Origin of the sequence: Micromonospora sp. U21 (assembly GCF_018070045.1) — a bacterium.
GTDB lineage: Bacteria > Actinomycetota > Actinomycetes > Mycobacteriales > Micromonosporaceae > Micromonospora.
Map to the genome: position 1 here is coordinate 37,089 of NZ_JAGPYK010000026.1, position 21,978 is coordinate 59,066.

The 21,978-nt window shown below is 70.1% G+C and carries 12 protein-coding genes; 8 read left to right on the top strand and 4 right to left on the bottom strand.

Annotated elements, in window-relative coordinates:
* Positions 1-20 precede the first annotated feature (20 nt).
* From KBX63_RS26620 to KBX63_RS26630, 3 genes are all read right to left on the bottom strand, one after another.
* Entirely contained in the window at positions 21-4,115 is a 4,095-nt protein-coding gene (locus KBX63_RS26620) for an Eco57I restriction-modification methylase domain-containing protein (RefSeq protein WP_210915936.1), read from the bottom strand.
* Entirely contained in the window at positions 4,115-7,057 is a 2,943-nt protein-coding gene (locus KBX63_RS36085; protein ID WP_210915937.1) for a DEAD/DEAH box helicase, read from the bottom strand. The genes KBX63_RS26620 and KBX63_RS36085 overlap by 1 nt, the downstream gene beginning before the upstream one ends.
* 64 nt (positions 7,058-7,121) lie before the next feature.
* Positions 7,122-13,358, bottom strand: coding sequence for a protein kinase (locus tag KBX63_RS26630; protein WP_307871858.1), 6,237 nt, complete (start codon positions 13,356-13,358; stop codon positions 7,122-7,124).
* A 241-nt stretch (positions 13,359-13,599) separates the two neighbouring features.
* Here KBX63_RS26630 and KBX63_RS26635 point away from each other — a divergent pair, with 241 nt between their 5' ends.
* Positions 13,600-13,899, top strand: a complete 300-nt coding sequence (locus KBX63_RS26635; RefSeq protein ID WP_210915940.1) for a hypothetical protein — start codon at positions 13,600-13,602, stop codon at positions 13,897-13,899.
* A 14-nt stretch (positions 13,900-13,913) separates the two neighbouring features.
* A complete protein-coding gene (locus tag KBX63_RS26640; protein ID WP_210915942.1) occupies positions 13,914-14,297 on the top strand; it encodes a hypothetical protein in 384 nt (127 codons plus the stop codon).
* Between the two features lie 2 nt (positions 14,298-14,299).
* On the opposite strand, the gene KBX63_RS26645 is transcribed toward KBX63_RS26640, so the two are convergent.
* Entirely contained in the window at positions 14,300-16,204 is a 1,905-nt protein-coding gene (locus KBX63_RS26645) for an N-6 DNA methylase (RefSeq protein WP_210915944.1), read from the bottom strand.
* Between the two features lie 102 nt (positions 16,205-16,306).
* On the opposite strand from KBX63_RS26645, the gene KBX63_RS26650 reads away from it, so the two are divergent.
* From KBX63_RS26650 to KBX63_RS26675, 6 genes are all read left to right on the top strand, one after another.
* Positions 16,307-16,831, top strand: a complete 525-nt coding sequence (locus KBX63_RS26650) for a DUF4352 domain-containing protein (RefSeq protein WP_210915946.1) — start codon at positions 16,307-16,309, stop codon at positions 16,829-16,831.
* 82 nt (positions 16,832-16,913) lie between these two features.
* Entirely contained in the window at positions 16,914-17,657 is a 744-nt protein-coding gene (locus KBX63_RS26655) for a hypothetical protein (RefSeq protein WP_210915947.1), read from the top strand.
* A gap of 27 nt (positions 17,658-17,684) precedes the next feature.
* Complete coding sequence (locus KBX63_RS26660; RefSeq protein WP_210915948.1) at positions 17,685-18,503, top strand: ribonuclease HI; 819 nt, start codon at positions 17,685-17,687, stop codon at positions 18,501-18,503.
* Positions 18,504-18,706: 203 nt separating this feature from the next.
* Positions 18,707-21,163, top strand: coding sequence for an AAA family ATPase (locus KBX63_RS26665; RefSeq protein ID WP_210915951.1), 2,457 nt, complete (start codon positions 18,707-18,709; stop codon positions 21,161-21,163).
* Complete coding sequence (locus tag KBX63_RS26670) at positions 21,160-21,549, top strand: hypothetical protein (protein WP_210915953.1); 390 nt, start codon at positions 21,160-21,162, stop codon at positions 21,547-21,549. Before KBX63_RS26665 ends, KBX63_RS26670 begins: the two co-directional genes overlap by 4 nt.
* 30 nt (positions 21,550-21,579) lie before the next feature.
* Complete coding sequence (locus KBX63_RS26675; protein WP_210915956.1) at positions 21,580-21,978, top strand: DUF4190 domain-containing protein; 399 nt, start codon at positions 21,580-21,582, stop codon at positions 21,976-21,978.

Genomic DNA, 21,978 nt, shown 5'->3' on the forward strand with positions numbered 1-21,978 from the left:
CTCCGTCACGTCAGCGTTATCTAGCGAGCACGGCCTCGACTCACCTGCTGGACGTCGGAGCTTCCGGTCCGCTGCCGAGGAATGGCCGGGGTCGCCGGATGGCGGAGGCCGTGTCCGGGCGGCGGGGTGAGGGTTGAGGTGTAGTTCTCTCCGTCAACCAGCGGGTTGGCCAGACTGACCCCGGCAGCGGCCATCCGGTCATACTCGGCGAGGATCAACTCCTTGGTTCGATACGTGCCGAACTTCGCCTCGTCCTTGCGCTTGATGATCGGGAACGTCTCCATGATGTAGTCCAAGTCGTCGCGCCCGATGCCATAGAGGTGGAAGAGTAGGGCGTCCAACTCGGCGCGAATAGCCCACCGCCTTTCCACATCCCACACGAAAGGCGCACCCTCGCCGCCAAGGTCGCGGACAAACGGAATGATGTCGTGGGCGGTGTGGGCGAGCTCCAAAATGCGCGTCACTAAGAATTGGCTGTGAACCTTGACGCGGCCGGGAGGAAGCACCGGCAGTTGCTGCGAGATGAAGAAGTTGAGGTGAGTGCCACCCACCTTCAGGCGCGCTGCGAAGTCAAAGACAAGCGACGACAGAACCCCGACCAAGGAGGCCCCGAGGCGGACGTCCTCCGTGTTGAACGTTGTGATGGGGAGATTGTTTCCGACAGCAGCGCGGGGGAAGGCTCCGATAATCGCCGTACGCTCATTAGTAGAGTTCGTGATGTCGCGCCAACCAAGGAGCCAGCCCCGCGTCCAATGCCTGGAAGCGAGCTTCTCATCGACCTCGCGTTCGGCTACCCAATAACGGGGCACAACTACAGCACCCGGATTCTGCTTCTCGTCCAAGGCAAGGTCACGGGTCCCGCCATTTTCATCGAACATAGCCCAGCGGTGGTCGTAGTGGTGGATCATTTTGGCTTCGTAGAGGGGGTGCATTTTGGCGGGCCCCTTGGTGAAGATGTTGCCGATGAGGGTCCAGCCGTCGGATTCAAGCTCCTCCCGGGTGTGAAAGAGGTGTGAATCGCTGGTCATGTTGAAAAGGCCCTGCATGAACGACACGCCCCAAGGGTTGCCGTTCGGGTCGCCCTCCTTGATGAGCACCGGCACTCGCCGGTAGATGCCGAGGGTGATTTCCGCGTCGCGTCGGGAGCGGAAGACGGGGCACGTACCGGTGTTGGGATTGAGCAGGGTGATCTCTTCGGGAGTGAGGCTGAACGCCTTGCCGGCCTCGTCCAACTCGCTCGGGTGGTGGAGGAAGAAGGCGAACTCGGCTGCCGGTTCACGCAGTGCGCGCCCGGCGAGGGACAGGACGCTGAACTTGAATGAGCGATGCACGCCGGGAAATAGCGGTGCCGCGTTTTCGAAGTCGTAGAGTGCCGTGATCGAACCGTTGAGCACCAGATCCTTGAAGAAGAACTGCGTAGTCGCGTCCGTAGCGATTCCGGTCGGGACAATCACGCCCATCCGACCGTAAGGGCCTGTCAATTTGCGAGCCTGCTCTGCAAAGACCGGGTCCGTCTTAATCCGGCCACGCCCACAGAGCGGAAAGACTCCCGAATTTCCGGCAAAATGCCGCACGCCATCGATCTGACGCTTCGCGGCCTCGTATGCCTCGAACAGCAACGGATTCTTAGCGCGCAGCCCATCAATCAGCTTCTTGCGCTTGGCCCCTGCCGCCTCGGCGACCTCAGCGGCTCGCGCGGAGAAAAATTCTTGTTCCTTGAGCTCAAGGTGTTCCCATGGGGGATTGCCGAGGACACAGTCGAAGCCGCCGTCCCAGCCGGTGGCCGGGTCGATGTCGGTGCCGCTCCCCGGCACGTCGAAGACCTCGGGGAACTCCAGGTGCCAGTGAAAGAACCGGTACTGCTCGCGCAGCCGGACGATCTCGTCGTGGGTCGCCCGCGAGGCGGCGGCCGCCGTAGGGTCGCTCAGGGCTCGGAAGACCCCGTGAGTGACGGCCACCGGGACGCCGGCGGTCTTCTTCCACATGAACGCCGCGCACCAGGCGTCGGCGACGTGCAGGGCGCGCGCGTACTCGGCGGAGGTCTTCCAGGTCCGGTATGCGGACGCCTGCTTACGGACGTCACCAAGGTTGTTGGCGGGAGCGGTCGTGATGCGGCGCAGGTCCCGCGCGAAGACGGTGTTGGCGACCTTCGCCCCTGCGTACAGGTCGAAGAGGCTGCCCTGCCCCTGCCGCTGCTTGGCGTTCTGCTTCTCCAGGCCTTTGGCGAATGTCTTGTCGTCGCCCTCGATGGGCTTGAACGCCTCGTCGGGGATGCCGCGCTTGAGCAGCGCTGGCGTGGCCCCAATCAGCGCGTTTCCACGCTTCACGTGGGCGTCGAGGAAGCTGAGCGCCTTGCCCGGCTCCAGGGCTTCCATCCAGAGCGAAACCTTGGCCAGCTCGACGGCCATCGGGTTGAGGTCGACGCCGTAGATGCATTTGGCGACGACCTCGTGCAGCGCGTGGCGGACCGCATCGACTGTCGGCTCGGGGTTGCGTTCGCGGACTGCGGCGACCTGCTTGGCGATCCGGCGGGCCGCCGCGACCAGGAAGTGGCCGGACCCGCAGGCCGGGTCACAGACCGTAAGCGACAGCAACTCGGAGACGATCGCGTCGGACGGGTCGGGCTGGCCGGCAGCGGTGGCGGCCACCTCGCCGCGCTTGACCGCGTCGTCGATCACCGGGTCGAGCGCCGAGTCGAGCAGGCAGTCGATCAGCGAGGACGGGGTGTAGTACGAGCCGGTGGTCTTGCGGGTGTTGCCGGCCAGTGCGACCAGCTCGAAGGTGCGGTCCACGGCACTGTGCTTCGGCACCAGCTCCAGCAGCGATTCGTAGATCGAGCCCAGCTCTTCGGCGTCGAGATTGCGGTAGTCGACCGAGCGCCAACGACGGGACCCACCGTCGCGCACCAGCGACAGGTGCCGGATCGCCAGCAACAGGTACTCGTTCGACAGCGACAGGCCGCGCAGCGGGGCATCAGCGTCGCTGTCGTCGAAGAGGCCACCGAGGCCGGGCAGGCCCAGCTCCGGGCGGCCGTTCTCGTTGCCCAGCGCGTCGAGCACGATCCGCAGCGCCTGGTAGAGGTCGGCGTGCGTGGTGCCCCGGCGGCGTCGGGCCTGCTGTCGCAGCCGCGCGGAGGAGAAGTAGGCGGCGTACCGCTCGCGGGCCTGTTCGTCGGCGTCGGGGTGGTGCAGCGCGTCGCGGTCCTCGGCGACGAAGAGGAAGAGCAGCCGGTAGACCATGCGCAGCAGCGCGTTGTGCAGGGCCTGCGGGTCGACGTTCTCCCGTAGGGCGGCGTTGCCGGGGTGGCGCAGGAAGCCGGTGCCGAGTGCGGTGATCGCGTCCTGGACACCGGCCCGGAGGTTGTCGAGCGCTCGGGTGCCGGCGGCGATCGCCTCGGTGCGCCACTTCTCCAGCCAACCCGTCGACGGGGTGGCGCCCTCGGCGACCTCGAAGCGGGAGACGTGCAGCAGCCGGTACAGCAGCACGAACTCGCTGAACAGCTCGCCGTCGAAGATCGCCTCCAGGTCGAACTCGACGTACGCGGCGGTGGCCATCGCGCTGGAGTCGCGCAGCACCCGTAGCTGCCGGCCGTTGGTGAGCACACCCCAGAGGTGTGCCTCGGACCGGTTCAGGCACTCCTGCACCAGCGACTGCGGCGGCACGGTGCCGGCGCCGCCGGGCCGCTTGTCCAGCGTCGCGTTCCAGGCGGCCAGGTGGATCGGCACGTGGTTCCAGCGATGGCTGATCGGGAAGGTCTTCCCGCCGTCGTCGGAGGTGATGCCGGTGGCACCCAGCGCGGTCAGCCGGCCGAAGCCCAGCTCCGCGAAGAGCGGCTCCAGCCACTGCGTGACCGCCAGGCCCGTCGGGTCGGCGGGCGTCTCCGCCTCCGGCAGAACGGGGAGGCGGTCGCGGAGTTCCTTCCACACCGACTTGAGGTAGTCCCAGTGACGGTCGGCGTCATCGCGGACGGACCGGGAGCCGATAACCCGGTAGTCGGCGGGCTTGGAGCCGCTGACGTCCTTGCCCTCGGAGATTCGGACCAGCATGTCGGCGGGGATCAGGCCACCGATCGTGTGGACGGCGGAGAAGACCTGGTTGCGGGCGGTGGCGGACATCAGGCGTTGCCTCCGGCGGCGAGGGGGGCGGGGGTGGAGGAGGCCGGCAGGTAGACGTAGGCGCCGAGGATGTCGGCGGGCTTCTGCACGGTGACGGTCAGGCCGCGGACGATCTCGCCGGCGGCGCTGCGGACCCGGCGGTGCGAGGCGAGCAGTTCTGCCGCCAGCTCCTCGCCGTACGTCTCAAGGTGGTCGGTGACCTCGGGCAGCGCGTCGAGGATCCGGCTCATCGTGCGCTCGCCGAAGCCCGGGTCGGTGTTCTCGTCGGCGGTGACGTCGAGCAGCCGCAGCGAGTCCTCGGTGGGCAGCCAGGTGGCGTTGGCGGGCGCGCCGGCGAAGGAGAGCAGCCGGGCGTCCTCGGCGACGAGCTGTCGTACCCCGGTCCGGGACGGCAGGGTGAGGTGGAAGCGGTAGCGGACCAGCAGCAGTGTGGTGCGGCTGTCGACGGCCTGGGTGCGGATGACGCCGCAGCGGCGGGCCGGGCGCGCGCCGCTGACCTGGTCGTCGAGGGCGGCGTTCAGGACGTACCCGGCGAGTGCCACCACCGCCGGGTCGGTGCGGACCAGGGCCGCCTCGCCGCGGCCGACGGCCGCGATGGTCTTGAACGGGACGGGACGACCGAGGTCGACTTCCCCGCCCAGCACTGGGGCGAGCGCGTCGCGGAGCCCGGCGGGGGTGCCGCTCACGTCGGCGGTGAAGTCGCCGGATCCACCCGGTTCGTCGCGCAGCACGCCGTCGAGCGCGCGGAGTGACCGTCGGACGAAGTCGCGGATCTCGGCGGCGCGGCCGAGCGTGTCGCGGATCGCGGCGACCTCCTTGGCCACCTCGTCCGGTCGGATGGTGTGCTGGGCGAACCGGGACCGGGACGCCTTCTCCCGCTCGGCGGCGGACTGCCACTGGGTCTCCAGCGCGGCGGCCTTCTTGTCGATCGCCCGGTACTCATCGGCGTCGAAGAGGCTGGCCTGCTCGCCGTCGCGGCCGCGCAGCAGCAGCCACTGCACGATCGCGTCGGTCACTCCGGCCGAGGCGGCGTCCGGGACGGAGACGGAGATGCCGAGGTCCTTGCGGATCTGCCGGTGCTTCGTGATGAGCACCTCGAGGACCTTGCCGTCGATGCCGTTGTCGCTGCCCCAGAGGGTGATGACCCGGACGACGTCGCGCTTCTGGCCGTACCGGTCGACGCGCCCCTCCCGCTGGTCGTGCCGGGTGGGGTTCCAGGCGAGGTCGTAGTGGACGACGGCGTCGAAGTGATGCTGCAGGTTGACGCCCTCGGAGAGGCAGTCGGTGGCGACCAGGATGCGGCGGGCGGCCGGGTCGTCGCCCGCGTCGGTGGCCAGGTCCTCGATGCGTTGGATGCGCTGCTGCGGGGAGAGGGTGCCGGTGACGGCACGCACCACCGTCTTCTTGCCGAGTTTGCCGTCCAGGTGCTCGGCGACGTACTCGGCGGTGGGGATGTAGCGGCAGAAGACGATCGGGTGGTAGCCCTCCTTGAGCAGCTCCTTGAGGTGCTTGACCAGCGCCGCCAGCTTCGTGTCGCCGGCCGGCCCGTCCAGCTCTGCCGCCCGGTCGGCCAACTCGGCGAGCCGCGCGCCCGCGTCGACCTCCACGGCACCGATCTCCGCGCCGGGGGCGACGTCCAGCCCTTCGAGCGCGTCGATGTCGGAGAAGTCGCTGGTCAGCGGGGCGCCGAGCCGGTCGGCCTCCTCGGCGGTGACGGCGGTCGCGGTCGCCGAGCGGGTCCGCAGGGTCTGCGCGGCAGCGCGCGGCGAGGAGACCAGGGAGCGCAGCAGGGCGATCGCCGACCACCAGGCGATCCGGGCCTCCCGCCGGCCCCGGCTGTCCGCGGCGGTCACCCGCTCGCTGGCGTACGCGATGGCGTCGTCGAGCAGTGCCCGGTAGGCCGGGGAGAGCTTGTAGGTCTCGTCCTTGAAGTGCCGGTCGGACGGGAAGGCCGTCTCCTCGGCGAGGCTGTCGTCGGCGAGGCCGTCGTCCTTGGTGAGGTACTGGCGTACGTCGGCGCGCTTGCGGTGCACGAAGTGCTGGGCGAGCATCCGACGGCCCGCCTCCGACCCGAGGTCGACGTTCGCGAGTTCCGGCCGGACCAGGCCGAGGAGGTTGCGGAAGGCGCTCTCCTTGCCGCTGTGCGGGGTCGCGGTCACCAGCAGCAGGTGCCGCTCGGGGTCGGCGGCGACGCGCTGCAGCAGCTCGTAGCGGAGCTGGTTCTGTGCGGAGGTGTTGTCGTCGGTCGCGACGCAGGTGTGGGCCTCGTCGACGATGACCAGGTCTGGGCAGTGGCGGACGAAGTCGTCGCGGTGGCGGGTGGACTTGATGAAGTCCATGGAGACGATCACGTGCGGGTGCTTGTCGAAGAGCGACTGGCCCAGGTCCAGACCGCGCTCCAGCCTGGACACCGTGGATGCGAGCACCAGCTCGGCATCGATGCCGAACTTGGTACGCAGCTCCGCCTGCCACTGCTCGGCCAGGGCAGGCGAGCAGAGCACAGCGAGCTTGCTCGCACTCCCCTGCGCCAGCATCTCGCTGGCGATCAGGCCCGCCTCGACGGTCTTGCCGATACCGACATCGTCTGAGATGAGCATGCGGACGGTTCGCTGCCGCAGGGCCATCAGCAGCGGCACGAGCTGGTAGGCGCGGGGCTCGACGGCGATGCCGGCGAGCGAGCGGAACGGGCCGGCGCCGGACCGGAAGCCGATCCGCAGCGCGGAGCGGAGCAGACCGGCCGCGTACGCGTCACCGAGGTCGGCGGGGGTGGGCGGGGCGAACTCGGCACTCTTGACCGGCTCGAAGGCCGGGAAGACGGCCGCGACGTCGTCGTCTGCGCCCCCGAGGGGGCGTAACACGAGCATGTCGGCGGCGCTTTCGGGCAGTACGACCCAGTCGCGGCCTCGGGCGGAGACCAACGTGCCGGCGCTGAAGGTAGTCATGAGGGGGGTCCTCGCGCGTCGTGATGTTCGGTTGTGGGTGGTGCCAGGGGTGACGGGCTGAGGGTCAGCCGCCGAAGCAGTACCGGTGTTTCGCCGCGATCTCCGACCAGTCGGCGTCGTGCGGGAAGCGGACCACCTCCCAGCCCGCGTCGTGCAGCCGCTCCTCTGCCTCGCGGTCACGGTCGGCGACTGCCGCGTGCTCGTGGACGGGTCCGTCGACGAAGACCGCGACGGTGACGCCGGGCAGGCGGTAGACGTAGTCCGGTCGTGCCAGCGCCGCACTGACGAAGGTCTGCGCCTCGTCGGGCAGGCGCAGGCCGCGCTGCTTGAGCCAGGTGATGAGTTTGGCCTCCAGCGCGGTGTCCGACTGCCCGGTCAGGCGCTGGAGCTGCTCGGTCCGCGACTCGCCCTGCCCGGTCGTCCGCGCCGACGCCCCGACGAACCGCAGCAGCAGGTCACGGATCAGGTGCCGGTTGATCGACTGGTGGTTGAGCTGGTTGCCGTACGTCAGGAGGCACTCGTAGCAACCCCAGGCGCACGGGCGGTCGGGGTGCGGACCGCCCCGGTCGGTGCCGTCCGGGCCGAAGTGACAGATGTCCAGGGCCGCGGTGGCGGCTCGGGCCAGCGCCGTCGGATCCGACTGCATGAGCCGCAGTACGCCGGCGCCGCCCTCGGCCGCCTCGGTGAAGAGCATCCGGTCGCGTGGGCCGTCGTTCGGCGGGAGCAGCTCGGTGGTGAGTTCGGAATCCTCCAGCTCGAAGGCCGCCTCGATGCCGCGCTCCAACGCGTACATCAGGGTGAGCGCGACGTCGTAATCCAGCGGCTCGTCGAGTTTGACGACGAGGATGTTGCGGCGGTCCTCGACGTACGGGATGACCCGCTTCTTGCGGCGCTTCTCGTTGCCGTCGGCGTCGACCACCGGCATTTCGCTGGAGTCGCCGGACGCCTCACCGGCGTCACGTTCGTTCATCCATCGTCCGTCCGCCGGGTCGAGCCAGAAGCCGTCCGGCTCGTCCTGCTTGGCGCGGACGCGGCCGACGTTGGTGATCCGGACGGTCGCCGAGTCTCCGTAGGAGACGGTGGCGAGCTGCTCGTTTCCCTCGGAGACGACGGCGTCCTGCCGGCCCGACCGCGCGCCGTGGTCCTGGAAGCGGTAGGACGTGACCAGCCGGTAGCCGGCCCGTCGCCGCTCCTCCTCGTCCGAGGAGATCCGTTCCCGACGCTTGGTGTAGACGGTGTGCAGGTGCAGCAGCCCGTTGGTGGTCACGTCGAGCTTCTCGTTGCACATCTCGCAGCGGACCGCGCCGCCACGGGTGTCGTGGTGGTAACCGCAGCTGACACACCGCCGAGCCTCGGTCGTCACCACCTCGCCGGCCGCGTCCGGCGGTAACTGGATGCGGGTGACCTGGTAGCGGGCACCCTCGTGGTAGATGAGCGCGCCCGGCCCGAACTCTCGGATCGCAAGAAAACGTGGGCGCTGCAGGTAGTCACCGTCGCCGAACGGGCGACCCGAGGTCGGCACATACGCGGCCAGCGGAAGACGCGGGAACGAGTAGCCCGGCAGGAAGCCCTCGCTTGCGAGATAGCGATAGGGGTTGAAGTCCGAGAGCACCGACCGGCTCTCCACCGTCTCGTTCTTGAGCAGGTTGAGCTGGGTCTCGGCCTCTTTGCGGCGCCCCACGGCGATTTTTCGGTCGCGTTCGGAGAGGGTGTGGTCGAGGACCCGGCGGTTCTGCTCCGCCTGGTCGACGAGTGCCGCGCGGAACAGGTCCCGCCAGCGGTCGAACGCGCGGTTGAACCGCTCCGGTGTGGTCCGGATGGTGTCCTCGATCCAGTTCTCGTCCCACCACGTCGACTGGCCGAAGTCGGGCAGCAGCCCGGCGAACACCGTCCGGGCCGCGGCGACGGCCCTGCCCTGAGCGTGGGTGTCCCGCAATGCCGCCGCGACATGATCCTGCAACCCGAGCGCTGGATCGGGGCGGCGGCTCTCCTCCAGGTAGCTGATGTCAATGATCTCGGGGATCGCCCGGCCCAGCTTGAGGCCCGCCTCTGCCAGCCAGACGGCATGCACGTGCGAGCGCACCAGGTCCTCGTTGGCCAGGTCCAGCCGGGGCGGGGCCACCGCACCGGCCACCATCCGCTCGGAGCGCCGGAAGTAGTACTGGTCGTGGCTGTTGCCGGTGGCGCAGTAGGTGGTGACCAGCGCCGGCTGCCCGGATCGCCCGGCGCGTCCGCTGCGCTGGGCGTAGTTCGCCGGGGTCGGCGGAACGTTGCGCATCATGACGGCGTTGAGCTCGGAGATGTCGACGCCGAGCTCCATCGTCGGCGAGCAGTAGAGCAGCTTCAACTCCGCCTTGCGGAAGGCTTCCTCCCGCCGTTCCCGCTCGACCGGATCGACCTGCGCCGTGTGTTCCCGTGCGGTCAGGCCGGCGAGGGTGCCGGCTGCGGTTTGATACAGGTCACGGAAGAACGTGTTGACCCGAGGGCCGTCGCCGCTGGCGTACGTCCGGGTCAGCGGGTCATGGCTACCGGTCTGACCCGACCCGGCCCGCCAGATGAGGGCCGCTGCCGAAACCTGATAGCCGGTGACGGGCGTGCCGGCCGACCGCCGGAACCGACCCGCGCGTTCGGGCACCTGGGAAACCTCGGTGACCTGACCGCCCCGCTTGAGCACCTCCAGCAGGTCGACGATCATCTCCTGGGCGTCGCTCCAGGACAGATCGGGGAAGTGCACCCTGCGCAGGTACTTTCCGACCTTTCCCCGCCCAGAGAGGAAGAGGTTCGACCGATCCAGGCCCCGCCCCGAGGGCTGGGGGTAAGCCGCTCCGACCTTGGGTCTGTCGCTTCCAGAGAGCAGCCAGGGGTCGATGAGACGTTCCTCGCTGGCCCGCTGGAGCGAGTCGAAGTCGTCGCGGAAGTACTGTACGTCGATTGCCAGTGCTCGACGCATCTCGTCCAGCACCACCCGCATGATCTTGACCCGTTCGTCCGGCTCCGCCGCGCGCAGCTTCTCGTGAGCTGCTGACCAGCGTTCCTGCCTCCCGGCGAGCCAGGCCAGATCCTGATAGTCGATCTTCAGAAGACCGGTCTGCTCCAGGTTGGGCATGGTGATGCGCCAGCCGCGTTCCAGATCGAGATAGAGCCGGAAGGCGATGACGTCTCGGAGGGTCTTCGCCGCCAAGCTGGCCATGGACGGCGCAAGGTCGGCTTCCCTCGCGTAGTCGCCGAGGCTCAGGCCGAGCGCTGCGGTGACACGCTCGGCGAGTTTCTCGTGGTTGACGCCCTCGTCGCCCGCCTCGACGACGGCGCGGTAGAGGGCACCGCGAAGCTGCGTGACCTGCACGAAGTCGTTGAAGTGACCGGCCTGCAGCGAGGCGTCCTGCCGGTTGTCCACGAACGTGAGCAGTTTGCGCGCCTTCTTGCTCAGCGCCTCCGGAGGCGCCTGCATCAGCGACCGGACGATCGAGGCGGAGACCAAGGAGGTGGCCGAGGATCGGCCCTCCTGGTCGAGCGTCGCGAGCTTGGCGAAGTCCTTCCCCCGGGTCTGCTCATAGCTCACACCGCAGTGCAGACAGAAGAGGAACGGAGACGGGATGAATGCCGCCTTGAGATCCCCGTGGCCCTCCCAACCCCGCGGGTTGACCGTGATCGCCTGCGGCAGTCGCTGCCGGTAGGAGCCACGGACCACCTCAGCGCCGCCGGCGTCGGTCTCCAGCCAAGATTCGGGAACCCGCCGGGCCTCGATCGCCTCCTCCTCGGTGGCGGGCCAGGGCCGGTCCGGGTCGATGTAGAGGTATCCGTCGCCGCCCGTACGACCACCGGCCGCAGCGGTGTCCCGGCGCGGCGCGTAGACCACCCTGCCGTCCTTCTCGGACCGCCACACGGTCAGGTATTCCTGACCGCACTCGCGGCAGAAGGCCAGCGGTAGCAGAATCTTGCCGTCCGAACCCGGCAGGACGAGCTGGTACTCGCGAGTGCGGTGCCGGGTGAGTTTGTCCTCAAGAGTGACGTACACCGTGTCGCCCTTGGACAGGAACTGGTGCAGACGGAACGCGAAGAGCGGACGCTCGGTGACTGGATGCCGAGCCTCGGAGCCGGCCTTGAGCGTGGCCCGAATCGCGCCGGCACAGTCGGCGGCGGTCAGGCTGCTCTCCCGAGCCAGCTCCAGCGCGGCCACTTCGATCTTGGCTGGCTTCTGGCGTACGAGCCGGCCAGTTGCGACGTCGGTGGCGAGGCCGAATCGGGTCTCGATCCACTGGGCCAGCGGGTCATTCACTAGGTCCTTGTAGGCGCGGGGTGCGCCCGGCGCCGTGAGCCGCGCTGCGGGGACGGTGTCGGGTGACGCCCCTGTCGCCCGGATCAGGGTCTCCCCAATCACGTTCTGTGCGCTGACCGGAGTACCGAAGAGCGTCGTGGCCACTCGGGCCACCGCCGCCCGCTGCTCGTCAAGGCTCCCCTCGGTCGACATGGTGGCGGAGGTGCCGATGCACTGCAGCTGGTCTGCCTGGCATGCCTCGCGAACCCGGCGGATCAGTAGGGCCACGTCGGCGCCCTGACGGCCACGGTAGGTGTGCAACTCGTCGAAGACGAGGAACTCCAACCCCTGGGCCATCTTGATCAGCGAGCGCCGGTCGTCCGGCCGAGTGAGCATGAGCTCGAGCATTACGTAGTTGGTGAGCAGGATGTCCGGCTTGCTGTCGCGGATTTCCTTGCGCCGCTCGTCGCTCTCCTGCCCGGTGTACCGGGCGTACGTCACAGGCTCATGGCCGGGTCCGTAGCCGTCCTGGAGATATTTGTCGAGCTCCTTGAGCTGGCTGTTGGCCAGCGCGTTCATGGGGTAGACGATGATGGCGCGGACGCGCTTCTCGGCCTTGGACCCCTCCCGCTCGCGCTCCTTGAGCACCTTGTCGACGATCGGCACAATATATGCCAGGGACTTGCCGGACCCGGTGCCGGTGGTAAGGACGTAGGAGGCATCCGACTGCGCCTTCTCGATTGCCTCGCGCTGGTGCCGATGCAGGGTCAGTGGCCGACCGTCGCAGTCCGTGCCGCCCTCCGTCTTGTTCGCCTGGAAGATGCGCGCGCACTCCTGGTGCAGCACACCCTCGTTGACGAGCTCCAGCATGTTGCCGCCGGAGGCGAAGAACGGGTTCAGCGACAGCCAGGGATCGGGCCACTGCGACTTCGCGTCCAGGTCGTGCTCGACGAACTCGGCGATGCGCTCATCGCGGATGGTCGTGCCACCCTCGGTGAAGGCGCGGTACTCCCGGATGAGTTCCCGGTGCACCTCGAAGACGTCCATGCCCGGTGCCGGGCGGGAGAAGGCTTCTGCAGCCGGATCCGCCGGCCGAGTGTGCGCAGCACCGATCGTGTGGCCGGCCTGGAAGTGGCGGACCGGGTTGAAGTCGTCCCAGCCGGGGACCTTGGCCTCCCCCTGCACCAGCGGCAGCAGCACCTCGCGGACAGCGCCCGCGTCCTCCGGCCGATCCGCGGGATCCTTGGCGAGTAGCCGTTCAATGAGTCGTTCGAGACTCCGCGGAACGTCCGAGCGCAACACCCGCACCGGCGGCGGCGGCTCCTCCAGGTGTTTCTGCCCCACCTCGTGGGCCGAGCCGCTGTGAAACGGCGGCACGCCGCTCAGCAACTCGAACAGGACACAGCCCAGGGCGTAAAGGTCGGCGGCCTGGGTGACCGACGACGCCCGGAACTGCTCCGGAGCCATGTAGCGGGCGGTGCCCACCGTTACGCCGGTGCTGGTGAGCCTCTCAGCTTCGTCAGCTTCGATGAGCCTGCCCATGCCGAAGTCCAGGACCTTGACGAGCCCGCCGCGCAGCAGCATTACGTTGGACGGCTTGAGGTCGCGGTGAATGACACCGGCGGCGTGCGCGGCGGTGAGCCCGTCAGCGATCTGGGCGCCCAACGCGGCAACCCACGAGATCGGCAGTTGCGGTTGCTCAGAAATCAGATCGCGCAGCGTCTCCCCGTCGAGGAATTCCATGGCGATGTACGGGAGGCCGGAGGAGTCGACGCCTCCGGAGATTGAGCGCGGAAGGTTCGCGTGGGTAAGGCGGCGCATGATGCGCGCCTCGCGTTCGAATCTCTGGACCGCCTTGTCATCCGCAGTCGAGTCGATGACTGCGCCGGACCGGCTCCGCAGGATCAACTTGACCGCGATGACGCGATCCGGTGAGCCCTCCGACGCCCGCATGTCCTCCGCTCGGTGGACCTCCCCCATGTTTCCCCTGCCGATTGCGTTCAGCAGGCGGAATCGGTCCGCCACCAGTTCCAGGTTCACGGCCACCCCACAGTCCCCATTAGCCGTCTTCGATAGCTCTGCGTCGCTCGGACACGCGCCAGGTCAGCGGCGGCTCCCCGCTCGACCCCTCATCGACTTCCTTTCGTTTTCCTTAAGGCGAGCAGTATGCCCGGCCACCTTCATGACCGTGGTCCGCTAGACGGCCAAGATGATCAACCGAGTTTCAGTGGGTCGGTTCCTTACGGACGATTCATACTTCGCTAGGTTTCGGCGTAGGAGTCGGCGTGTGACGATCTCCGCGCCCGATGACGTGGCCGAGCAACTGGACGCGCTACCCGCCCGTCAGGTTTCCGCCTACGTCACCGAGGCGCTGCGCCGCCGTCGGGTATCCGACGACATGCGGGCCGCCCCGTGGGCGGCCGGGCACGGCGAGTTCCCGTACGACCCGGAGGGCGCGGCGCGGCGGCTGGCGGCCCGCCCGGTAACACCGGAGATGCGCGAGGCGGCGATAGCCCGTGCGGCGGAGCTGCTGGAGCGCCCGGTCGACGAGGTCCGCGCCGACTTCGACCGGCCGAGTGCGGCGTGAGCGCACCGGTCTACGTGCTCGACACCGGCGTCCTGATGGCCTACGCCCAGGGTGTCGACGCCCTCAGTGAAGCGATGGTGGCGGCGGCCGACGCCAATGCGACGGTTGCCGTGCCGCTGGTCTGCCTGCTCGAGGCGTACAGCCTGCTCAACCATACCGAGTACGCGTACCTGTCGATGATGCGTCGCAATCCGGCCGTACGGGTCCTCACACCGGCCCTGCAAGTCGACCGGGCCGACGGCTGTCCGGTCGCCGGGGGCATGGCCCGGCAGGCCGGGCGCCTCGGAGCCGGCCACGCGGCCTTCGTCGCGATCAGCAGCGCTGCCGGCCTCATCACGTCTCGGGCCGATCAGGTGCGGAAGGTGCTCGGCGACGACTGGCCCATCGTCGAGGTCTGACCTCACTGCGGGGCGTCCGGTCTGATCGACCCGCGCGCCAGCCCGTCGGCCGTGAGCTGGGCCAGCTCCGCACCCAGCAAGGCGGCCTGCCTGATCGCTGACTCGAAGGCGTCGAGGCGCCGGAACGCGTCCCCGTGCGCCCGTTGCTCGTCGAGCGACAGCCGCCGCACCTGCGCCCGCCGAATGTCGAACCGCATGGTTCCCGAGAGACTCGACGCCTGCTTCTCGTTCGCTGACGTCCGCAGCTGGCCCGCCAGGAACCACGGGTCCAGCGCCGCCGGGTTGGGTCGCAGCAGGTAGAGGTTGCGCCCCAACAGCGCTCCCTCTGCGGTGACCACCCGCGGGATGAGCTGCCGCGCGATCATCGGCACCACCACGTCCCCCACAGCGAGGGGGATCTCCTGCCCGAACCGGTCGTCGACCCGCCCGGACGCCTCCACCCCGGCGAGCACGTCCGGCACGGTGAGCACCGGCGGCCCATCGGGTGCGGGTATGGATGTGCCGGCGCGGACCGGGCCGATGAGTTGAAGCGCCCCGGTCTTTGCCAGCTCCCCCACCGTGAGGAAGAGGCCGTCTGGCCCGTCGGGCGCGGGTGTGACCTGCGGCAGCAGCGCCGGCAGCTCGCCGACGATGGCGGCCAGGCGTTCCCTGGTGCGTACCAGATGCTCTCCTGAAGCCTCGCCCGCGACGGCCGGTTGTCGGCGCGCGGGGGTGAGGTCGACCTCCTCGTCGAGTAGCTCGATGACCGGGACCGCTCGGGCGAAGCCGGCTTCCTCGACGTCGGCGTCCTGGGCAGTGGCGAAGGCCCGCCACGCGGCCAGCACGCGCGGGGCGGTGTCGGCCAGGTCGCCGCCGGCGGCGTCGATCAGCAGCGCCCGCGCCGGTGGCGGCGCGTCGGCTGCGGCCCGCCGCAGCACCCACAGGTGCAGCGGTACGCCGTGCGGCGCCGCCACCCCCGGCGGGAGCGCGATGACGGCTCGCAGGTGGCCTCGGCGCAGCAGTTCGCCGCGGATCCGTTTGCCGGCGCGCCGGCTGGCCACCGTGGGCGGCATCAGCAGTACGGCGTGCCCGCCCACGCGCAGGTGTGCCAAGGCGTGCTGCGCCCAGGCCAGCTCCGGTTCGGTACGGGGTGTGGTGCCGACGATCCAGCGGGGATCGTGGCCGAGTTCCTCGTCGCCCCAGTTGGTGGCGCCGAACGGCGGGTGGCAGACGACGGCGTCGACGGCGCGGCCGGCGAACGCGTCAGCGCGCAGGGAGTCACCGGGGCAGACCTCGCCGGGTACGTCGTGCAGGGCGAGCCACAGGCCGGCGAGCCGGGCCAGGTCCTCGTCGAGTTCCTGCCCGTACACCGAGGTGCTGCCGGCGCGGACGGCGGCTCGCAGGATGGCGCCGGAGCCGGCGGCCGGGTCGAGCACTGAGCCGCCGCCAACGCTGGCGAGCCCGATCATCAGGTCGGCGAGGTCATCGGGGGTGGCGAAGGGGCGGCCGGGCCCCGGTGCGGAGAACCGCTGCCACAGCTCGTCGAACGCGCCCTGCGGGCGCAGCTCGTCGGCGAGCGCGTCGACGTCGGGCAGCAGCGGCGCGAGCTGTGTGTCGGGGTGGCCGCTGCGGGAGCCGCGCTGACGGGCCAACAGCAGCGCGCCGACGGCCGCGAGCCCGGCGGCTGGGGAGTCGCTGGCCGCGGCGAGGTGTCGCCAGAGCCGGTCGGCGGTGGCGAGCTCCGGGAGCTTGCCCTGGGTGCGTAGCCACTGCTCGACCTGGATCAGGTCGAACTCGGGGCTCGCCGTCGTCCCGCCCACCGGGGCGGGGAAGTCGGCGTGCCGTTTGCGCCAGTTGCTGACCGCAGCGCGACCGACGCCGGCGAGCCGGGCGATCTCCGCTGCCGTGATGGTCGGGTTCTCCTGCACGTCGAAAGTCTCGCACGCCTGTCAAGCACGAGATTGTCTGTTGACACCGCTGTCGGACGATGCTCTTATTGACGCCGCAACGTTCACATCAGGAGGACAACGATGCGCAAGACCACCACTCTCGCTCTGATCGCCACCGGCCTCATCGCCCTGGGCTGCGGCTCCGGCGCCGCCGACACGTCCACGAGCTCCGGCGGCAGCGGCAAGGGCGAGGACGCCCCGGCGAAGACCGCCAAGGTGGGCGAGGCGGCCCGCGACGGCAAGTTCGAGTTCACGGTGAAGTCCGCCAAGTGCGGCGTCGCCAAGGTCGGCAGCGACATGCTCGGCCAGAAGGCGCAGGGCCAGTTTTGCCTGGTCACGGTCAACGTGAAGAACATCGGCAAGGAAGCGCAGATGTTCGACGGCAGCAGCCAGAAGGCGTATGCGGCCGACGGCACCGAGTACTCCGCCGACGGCGGCGCGGCGATCTACGCCAACAAGAACGCCGAGACGTTCCTCAACGACGTCAACCCCGGCAACCAGGTCAGCGGCGTCGTCGTCTTCGACATCCCGAAAAACGTCAAGCTCGCGAAGCTCGAGCTGCACGACTCGCCGTTCTCCGGCGGCGTCGACGTCGCCCTCGGCTGACCTCTCCCCTGTAGCCCGGGGCGGGTCTGAACGATCCGCGCCGGCTGCTCACAGCCCATCTGTTCACATGAGGAGCCCCGTCATGACCGATCCGACCACCCCGAATCCGCCCGACCAGCCGACCGAACTGCCGCAGCCCTCGGTGCCGCCCGTCGGCGGTCCGCCGTCCGCCGCGACTGCCGACACCACGCTCGTCGGCGAGTTCGGCCCTGCCACCCGGGAGAAGCGGTCCCACGTGCGGGCATGGGCTGTCGGTGGCATCGCCCTGGCCATCGCCCTCTGCTGCGGCGGCGCTGTCATCGGCACGGTCGCCGGCGACGAACCGGAGGCGACCGCCGGTGCCAGCAGTTCGCCTGCGATCAGTCCCACGAGCGTGTCGCCGACGACAACGGCTCCCACCACTGCCGCTCCGACCAGCGCGGCCCCTACCAGCGCCAGCCCCAGCCCGACGAAGACGGCCCCGCCGCCTAAGCCGAAGCCGCCGTCGTACAAGACGCTCACTGAGCGGCAGTGGAAGCTGATCGCGAAGGACCCGGACGGTTACCTGGGGAAGACCTACGTGGTCTACGGGCGGGTCACCCAGTTCGACGCGGCCACCGGCGTCGACAGCTTCCGGGCGGACGTCGCTCACCGCCGCATGGCCGACGAGTACGACTACGAGACCAACACCATCTTCAACGGATCCCAGTCGGACCTCGACAACCTCGTCGAGGACGACACCTTCCGCGCCAACGTCACGGTGCTCGGCTCCTACAGCTACGACACCCAGATCGGCGGCGAAACCACCGTTCCGCTGCTCCAGGTCGACTCCATCAAAGTCCTCTGAAACTCCCCTGAGACGTCAGGAGGCGTCGTGCGGCCCGATGAATTCCTCCGCGCCCTGGCGCAACTCCCCCCACCATTGCACGACCGGGCACTCACCCTCCGTCCCTACGCCCGCTCCACCCGCTGCGACGACTGCCAGCGCATCGGTGACGCCGTCCGCCTCGCTCTCACCGCCGCCCACTACGAGGAGCTGACCTCCACCGGCGAACTGCTCGATACCGCCGAGCGCCTCGCTGTCGAGCACACCGAGCACGTCCCGCCGCGCCTGGACCAGCAGCGCGGGCGCGGCCGGGTGATCCGCTGGGCGGAAGCGTCCGCGCCGCTGGTGGCTGCGACCGACGCCAGCTGGAAGGGCCGCGCCGGTGGCCTCGGGTACGTCGTCAGCGACGGCCATTACGGCGTGCTCGGTCGGGGCACCGGCCGGCTCGACCCGACCGGCGCCTCCCGGGTGCTCGTCGACGAACTCCGCGCGGTCGACTACCTGCTGACCGGGTATGACGAGGTGCCGACCGGCATGACCGTGCTGCTGGACAGCCTGACGGCTCTGCGATACCTGCACCGCTGGCAGGCCGGCGATACCGATGCGATGCCCGCCGGCTACAGCCTGCGGGAGCGCCGCTGGTCGGACCAGCCCACCCTGGTCCGGCTCGCCGAGCAGGTGGCCCGCCGCCGCGACCTGACGTTCGCGCATGTCAAGGGGCACAGCGGCCACGCCCTCAACGAGGCCGCCGACGGCCTGTCGCACATGGCCCGCCGCCGGCGAGAGGAGTCGTTCGACCTGCGCCCTCGGGCGCACGCCCTGGTCGACGCGTTCCTGCGCGACTGGCACGCCAACGCCACGCTCTGACCGCTCCGCGGGGTGCCCGGAGCGGCCGACGTTGAACCACTGATTCGTTTGCGACATCAGCTCTACAGCGTCCGACAACCACCACCCTCCCGACCACGCTGCTCGCCCCAGCCGGGCCGATAACGGCCTCCCCACTTCCACCGCTCATCCCGGGCGGGCCGGCGAGTCGTCGGCCCGCGGACACCACACGCCTGGAGATGACCATGACCGACCCCGCGCAGCCCACCACCGCACCCCTGATCGAGCTGATCTTCGACCGACTCGCCGCCGCTGATGACGTACCGACCGAGACCGCCGAGCTGGTCCTCGCCGCGCTGACCAGCGAGGACCACCTGACCGCGGCGCTCGCCGGCACTCCCACCCGTCTCGACCCCCGGTCCCCCACCGGCGACGGTCCAGCGGACCGGATCTGGCTGAAGTCGGTGACCGTTGCCGGCTTCCGCGGCGTCGGTCCGGAACGGACCCTCCGGATCGACCCCGGTCCGGGCCTCACCCTGGTCGTTGGCCGCAACGGCTCCGGCAAGTCCAGCTTCGCCGAGGCCGTCGAACTCGCCCTCACCGGCGACAGCGCCCGATGGGCCGACAAGACGAGCGTCTGGCGTACGGGGTGGCGAAACCTGCACAACCCGGATCCGTGCTGGGTCGGTGTGGAGCTGCGGGTCGATGGGGTGGCCACGCCGACCCGGGTGCACCGCGCCTGGCCGGTCGGCGCCGAGCTGGCCGACGCCGAGGTGACCGTCACCAGCGTCCGGGGCCGGCACACCGGCCTCACCGAGTTGGGTCTGGCCCGCCCGCTGGAGCTGTACCGGCCGTTCCTCACCGCCGCCGAGCTGGGCAAGCTCGCCGCCGGCACGCAGAGCCAGCTCTTCGATGCGCTCTTCGCGATCCTCGGCCTGGACGCGCTCACCGACGCCGACCAGCGTCTGCTGCGCGCCACCCGGCCGCACGACACGACCATCAAGGAGGTACGCGCACAGCGCGCCGCCCTGGCCGACGCGCTCGCCGGGATCACCGACGACCGGGCCCGGCGAACCGTCGCGCTGCTACGCGGCCGCGGCGCGGTCGACCTCGCGGCGGTGACGGCGATCCTCGACGAGCCCGACGAACCGACCACCGACGGGGCGGTGCTGCTCTGCCGGGAACTCGCCGCTCTCGCTCCACCGCCGGTCGACGAGGTGACCCGGCTGGCCGGTCAGCTGCGGGAGGCGGCGGTCGAGGCCCTGCGGTACGACGGCGGCCGGTCCCGGGCCGCGCTGCGCAGCGCCGAACTGCTCCGCCTCGCCCTCGAACATCACGAGGACCAGGGCGACGGGTCGTGCCCGGTCTGCGCCACCGGCACCCTCGACCGCGGATGGCGTACCGCCGCCGCGCAGTCGCTGACCGACCTCCGGCAGCGCAGTGTCGCCGCCCAGACGGCAACGACCCGGCTCACGACTCTGCTGCGGCAGACGCACCACCTGATCGATGACCTCGCGGTGCCCGAGGGTCCCGGGTCGGAGCCGGCGGTCGGGGCGCTGCGCGACGCCGTGGCCGCGCTGCGACGCGTACCCGGGGAGCCGGCCGACCTGGCCCACCACCTGGCCGCGCGGTACCCGGCGGTGGTGACGGCGGCGGACGCGACCCGCGCGTACGCCGAGGCGTTTCTGCGGCAACGCGACACCGGCTGGCGGGCGGCCGCGGCCGAGGTGCGCGAGTGGGTGACCGCCGCCGGCGGGTTGCCGGCGCGGGAGGCCACCCTGACCCGGTTGAAGGCCGCACGCGGCTGGCTGAAGAACGCCGGTACGGAGATCCGCAACGAGCGGGTCGCACCGTTCGCCGGGCACTCCCAGCGGATCTGGGCGCAGCTGCGCCAGGAGAGCAACGTCGAGTTGGGGGCGATGACGCTCGAAGGCGCGAACACCCGCCGGCGGGTGGCCTTCCCGGTCAGCGTCGACGGCGCCGACAACGGCACCGCGCTGGGGGTGATGAGCCAGGGTGAGATGCAGGCGCTCGGGCTGGCCACCTTCCTGCCGCGCAGCTGCGCCCCGGAGAGCCCGTTCCGGTTCATCGTGGTCGACGACCCGGTGCAGAGCATGGACCCGTCGAAGGTGGACGGTCTCGCGCGGGTGCTCGCCGAGCTGGCCGAGCAGCGGCAGGTGGTGGTTTTCACCCACGACACCCGACTGCCCGACGCGGTCACCCGGCTCGGCCTCGGCGACGCCCGCATCGTCGAGGTGCACCGGGCGGAGAAGTCGGTGGTGACGCTGCGGCCCGGCTCCGATCCGGTGACCCGCTACCTGGACGACGCGAACGCGCTGTCGCGCAACAAGGACATCCCCGCCGAGGTACGCGGGCCGGTGGTCGCGGAGCTGTGCCGCTCGGCCATGGAGGCCGCCTGCCACCGGGTGGTCTGGCGGGTACGGGTCGCCCGGGGCGTCCCGCACGACGACATCGAAGCGGCCATCGAGGCCGCGTCGCGCCGGCTGACCACCATCGTCGCGTTGGCACTGTTCGACGACGCCGATCGGGGCGGTGACGTACTCGGCCAGCTGAGCCGTCGGCACGGACGGCGGGCGGTGGACGCGTACGAGGCGTGCCGCAAGGGCGTGCACGGCGCGTACCTGGCGGACCTGCCGGGCCTGGTCGCGGACGCCCGCTTCCTGACCGAGGCGCTGCGGTGACCGCGCCGACGCCGCAGCGCTGCCTGGCGGCGGCCGACCAGTTGCTGCGCGGCACCGGCGTGCTGGGGGGCGTCGCCGTGACCGGCGGTTGGTGGCCTCGGGTCTGCGCCTGCCTGATCCGGCTCGCCCTGGAAGGCGGCATCGACGCCTACTGGCGGCGGGTCAAGCCGACCGTCGCGGCCTGCCGGCAGGGCCGGGCCAAGCAGCTGATGCTGCGCGGACGGCTCGGGCCGGGCACGGAGACCGCCCGGCGGGTGGCGTACGCGTGGGCCACGCTCTCGACCGCCGCCCACCACCACTGCTACGAGCTGGCGCCGACGGCCGCGGAGCTGCGCCGGCTGCACACCGAGGTGAACGCGCTGCTCGCTCGACTCGACCAGCGATGACCAGACCTATTCACTTGCACAGGAGTGACCATGAGCTACCACCCCGGCTATGACCCGCAGCGGCCCGCGTTGCCGGCATCGGCCCCGCCGGCCAGCCCCGGCCCGTACCCGCCGATCGGTTACCCGCCGGCGCACATCGTCGTGCACGGCCCGCCCACCTCCAGCCTGGCCGTGACGTCGCTGGTGTTCGGAATTCTCGGCGTGGTCGGCGGGTGGTGCCTGTTCGGGGTGCCGTGCCTGCTCGCCGTCGTCCTCGGTCACGTCGGCCTGCACGACACCCGCAACAACTCGAAGTCCGGACGCGGCATGGCGGTCGCCGGCCTGGTCCTCGGGTACGTCTTCGTCGCCCCCATGGTCATGCTCACGATGATGGTCTTCTTCGGTGGACTGATCGGCGCGGCGACGCCGTCGACCACCCCCACCCCGTGA

Excerpts from the sequence above, each read along its gene's own strand:
- KBX63_RS26620 (WP_210915936.1), bottom strand. The coding sequence starts at position 4,115 with ATGTCCGCCACCGCCCGCAACCAGGTCTTCTCCGCCGTCCACACGATC.
- KBX63_RS36085 (WP_210915937.1), bottom strand. The coding sequence starts at position 7,057 with ATGACTACCTTCAGCGCCGGCACGTTGGTCTCCGCCCGAGGCCGCGAC.
- KBX63_RS26650 (WP_210915946.1), top strand. The coding sequence starts at position 16,307 with ATGCGCAAGACCACCACTCTCGCTCTGATCGCCACCGGCCTCATCGCC.
- KBX63_RS26655 (WP_210915947.1), top strand. The coding sequence starts at position 16,914 with ATGACCGATCCGACCACCCCGAATCCGCCCGACCAGCCGACCGAACTG.
- KBX63_RS26665 (WP_210915951.1), top strand. The coding sequence starts at position 18,707 with ATGACCGACCCCGCGCAGCCCACCACCGCACCCCTGATCGAGCTGATC.
- KBX63_RS26675 (WP_210915956.1), top strand. The coding sequence starts at position 21,580 with ATGAGCTACCACCCCGGCTATGACCCGCAGCGGCCCGCGTTGCCGGCA.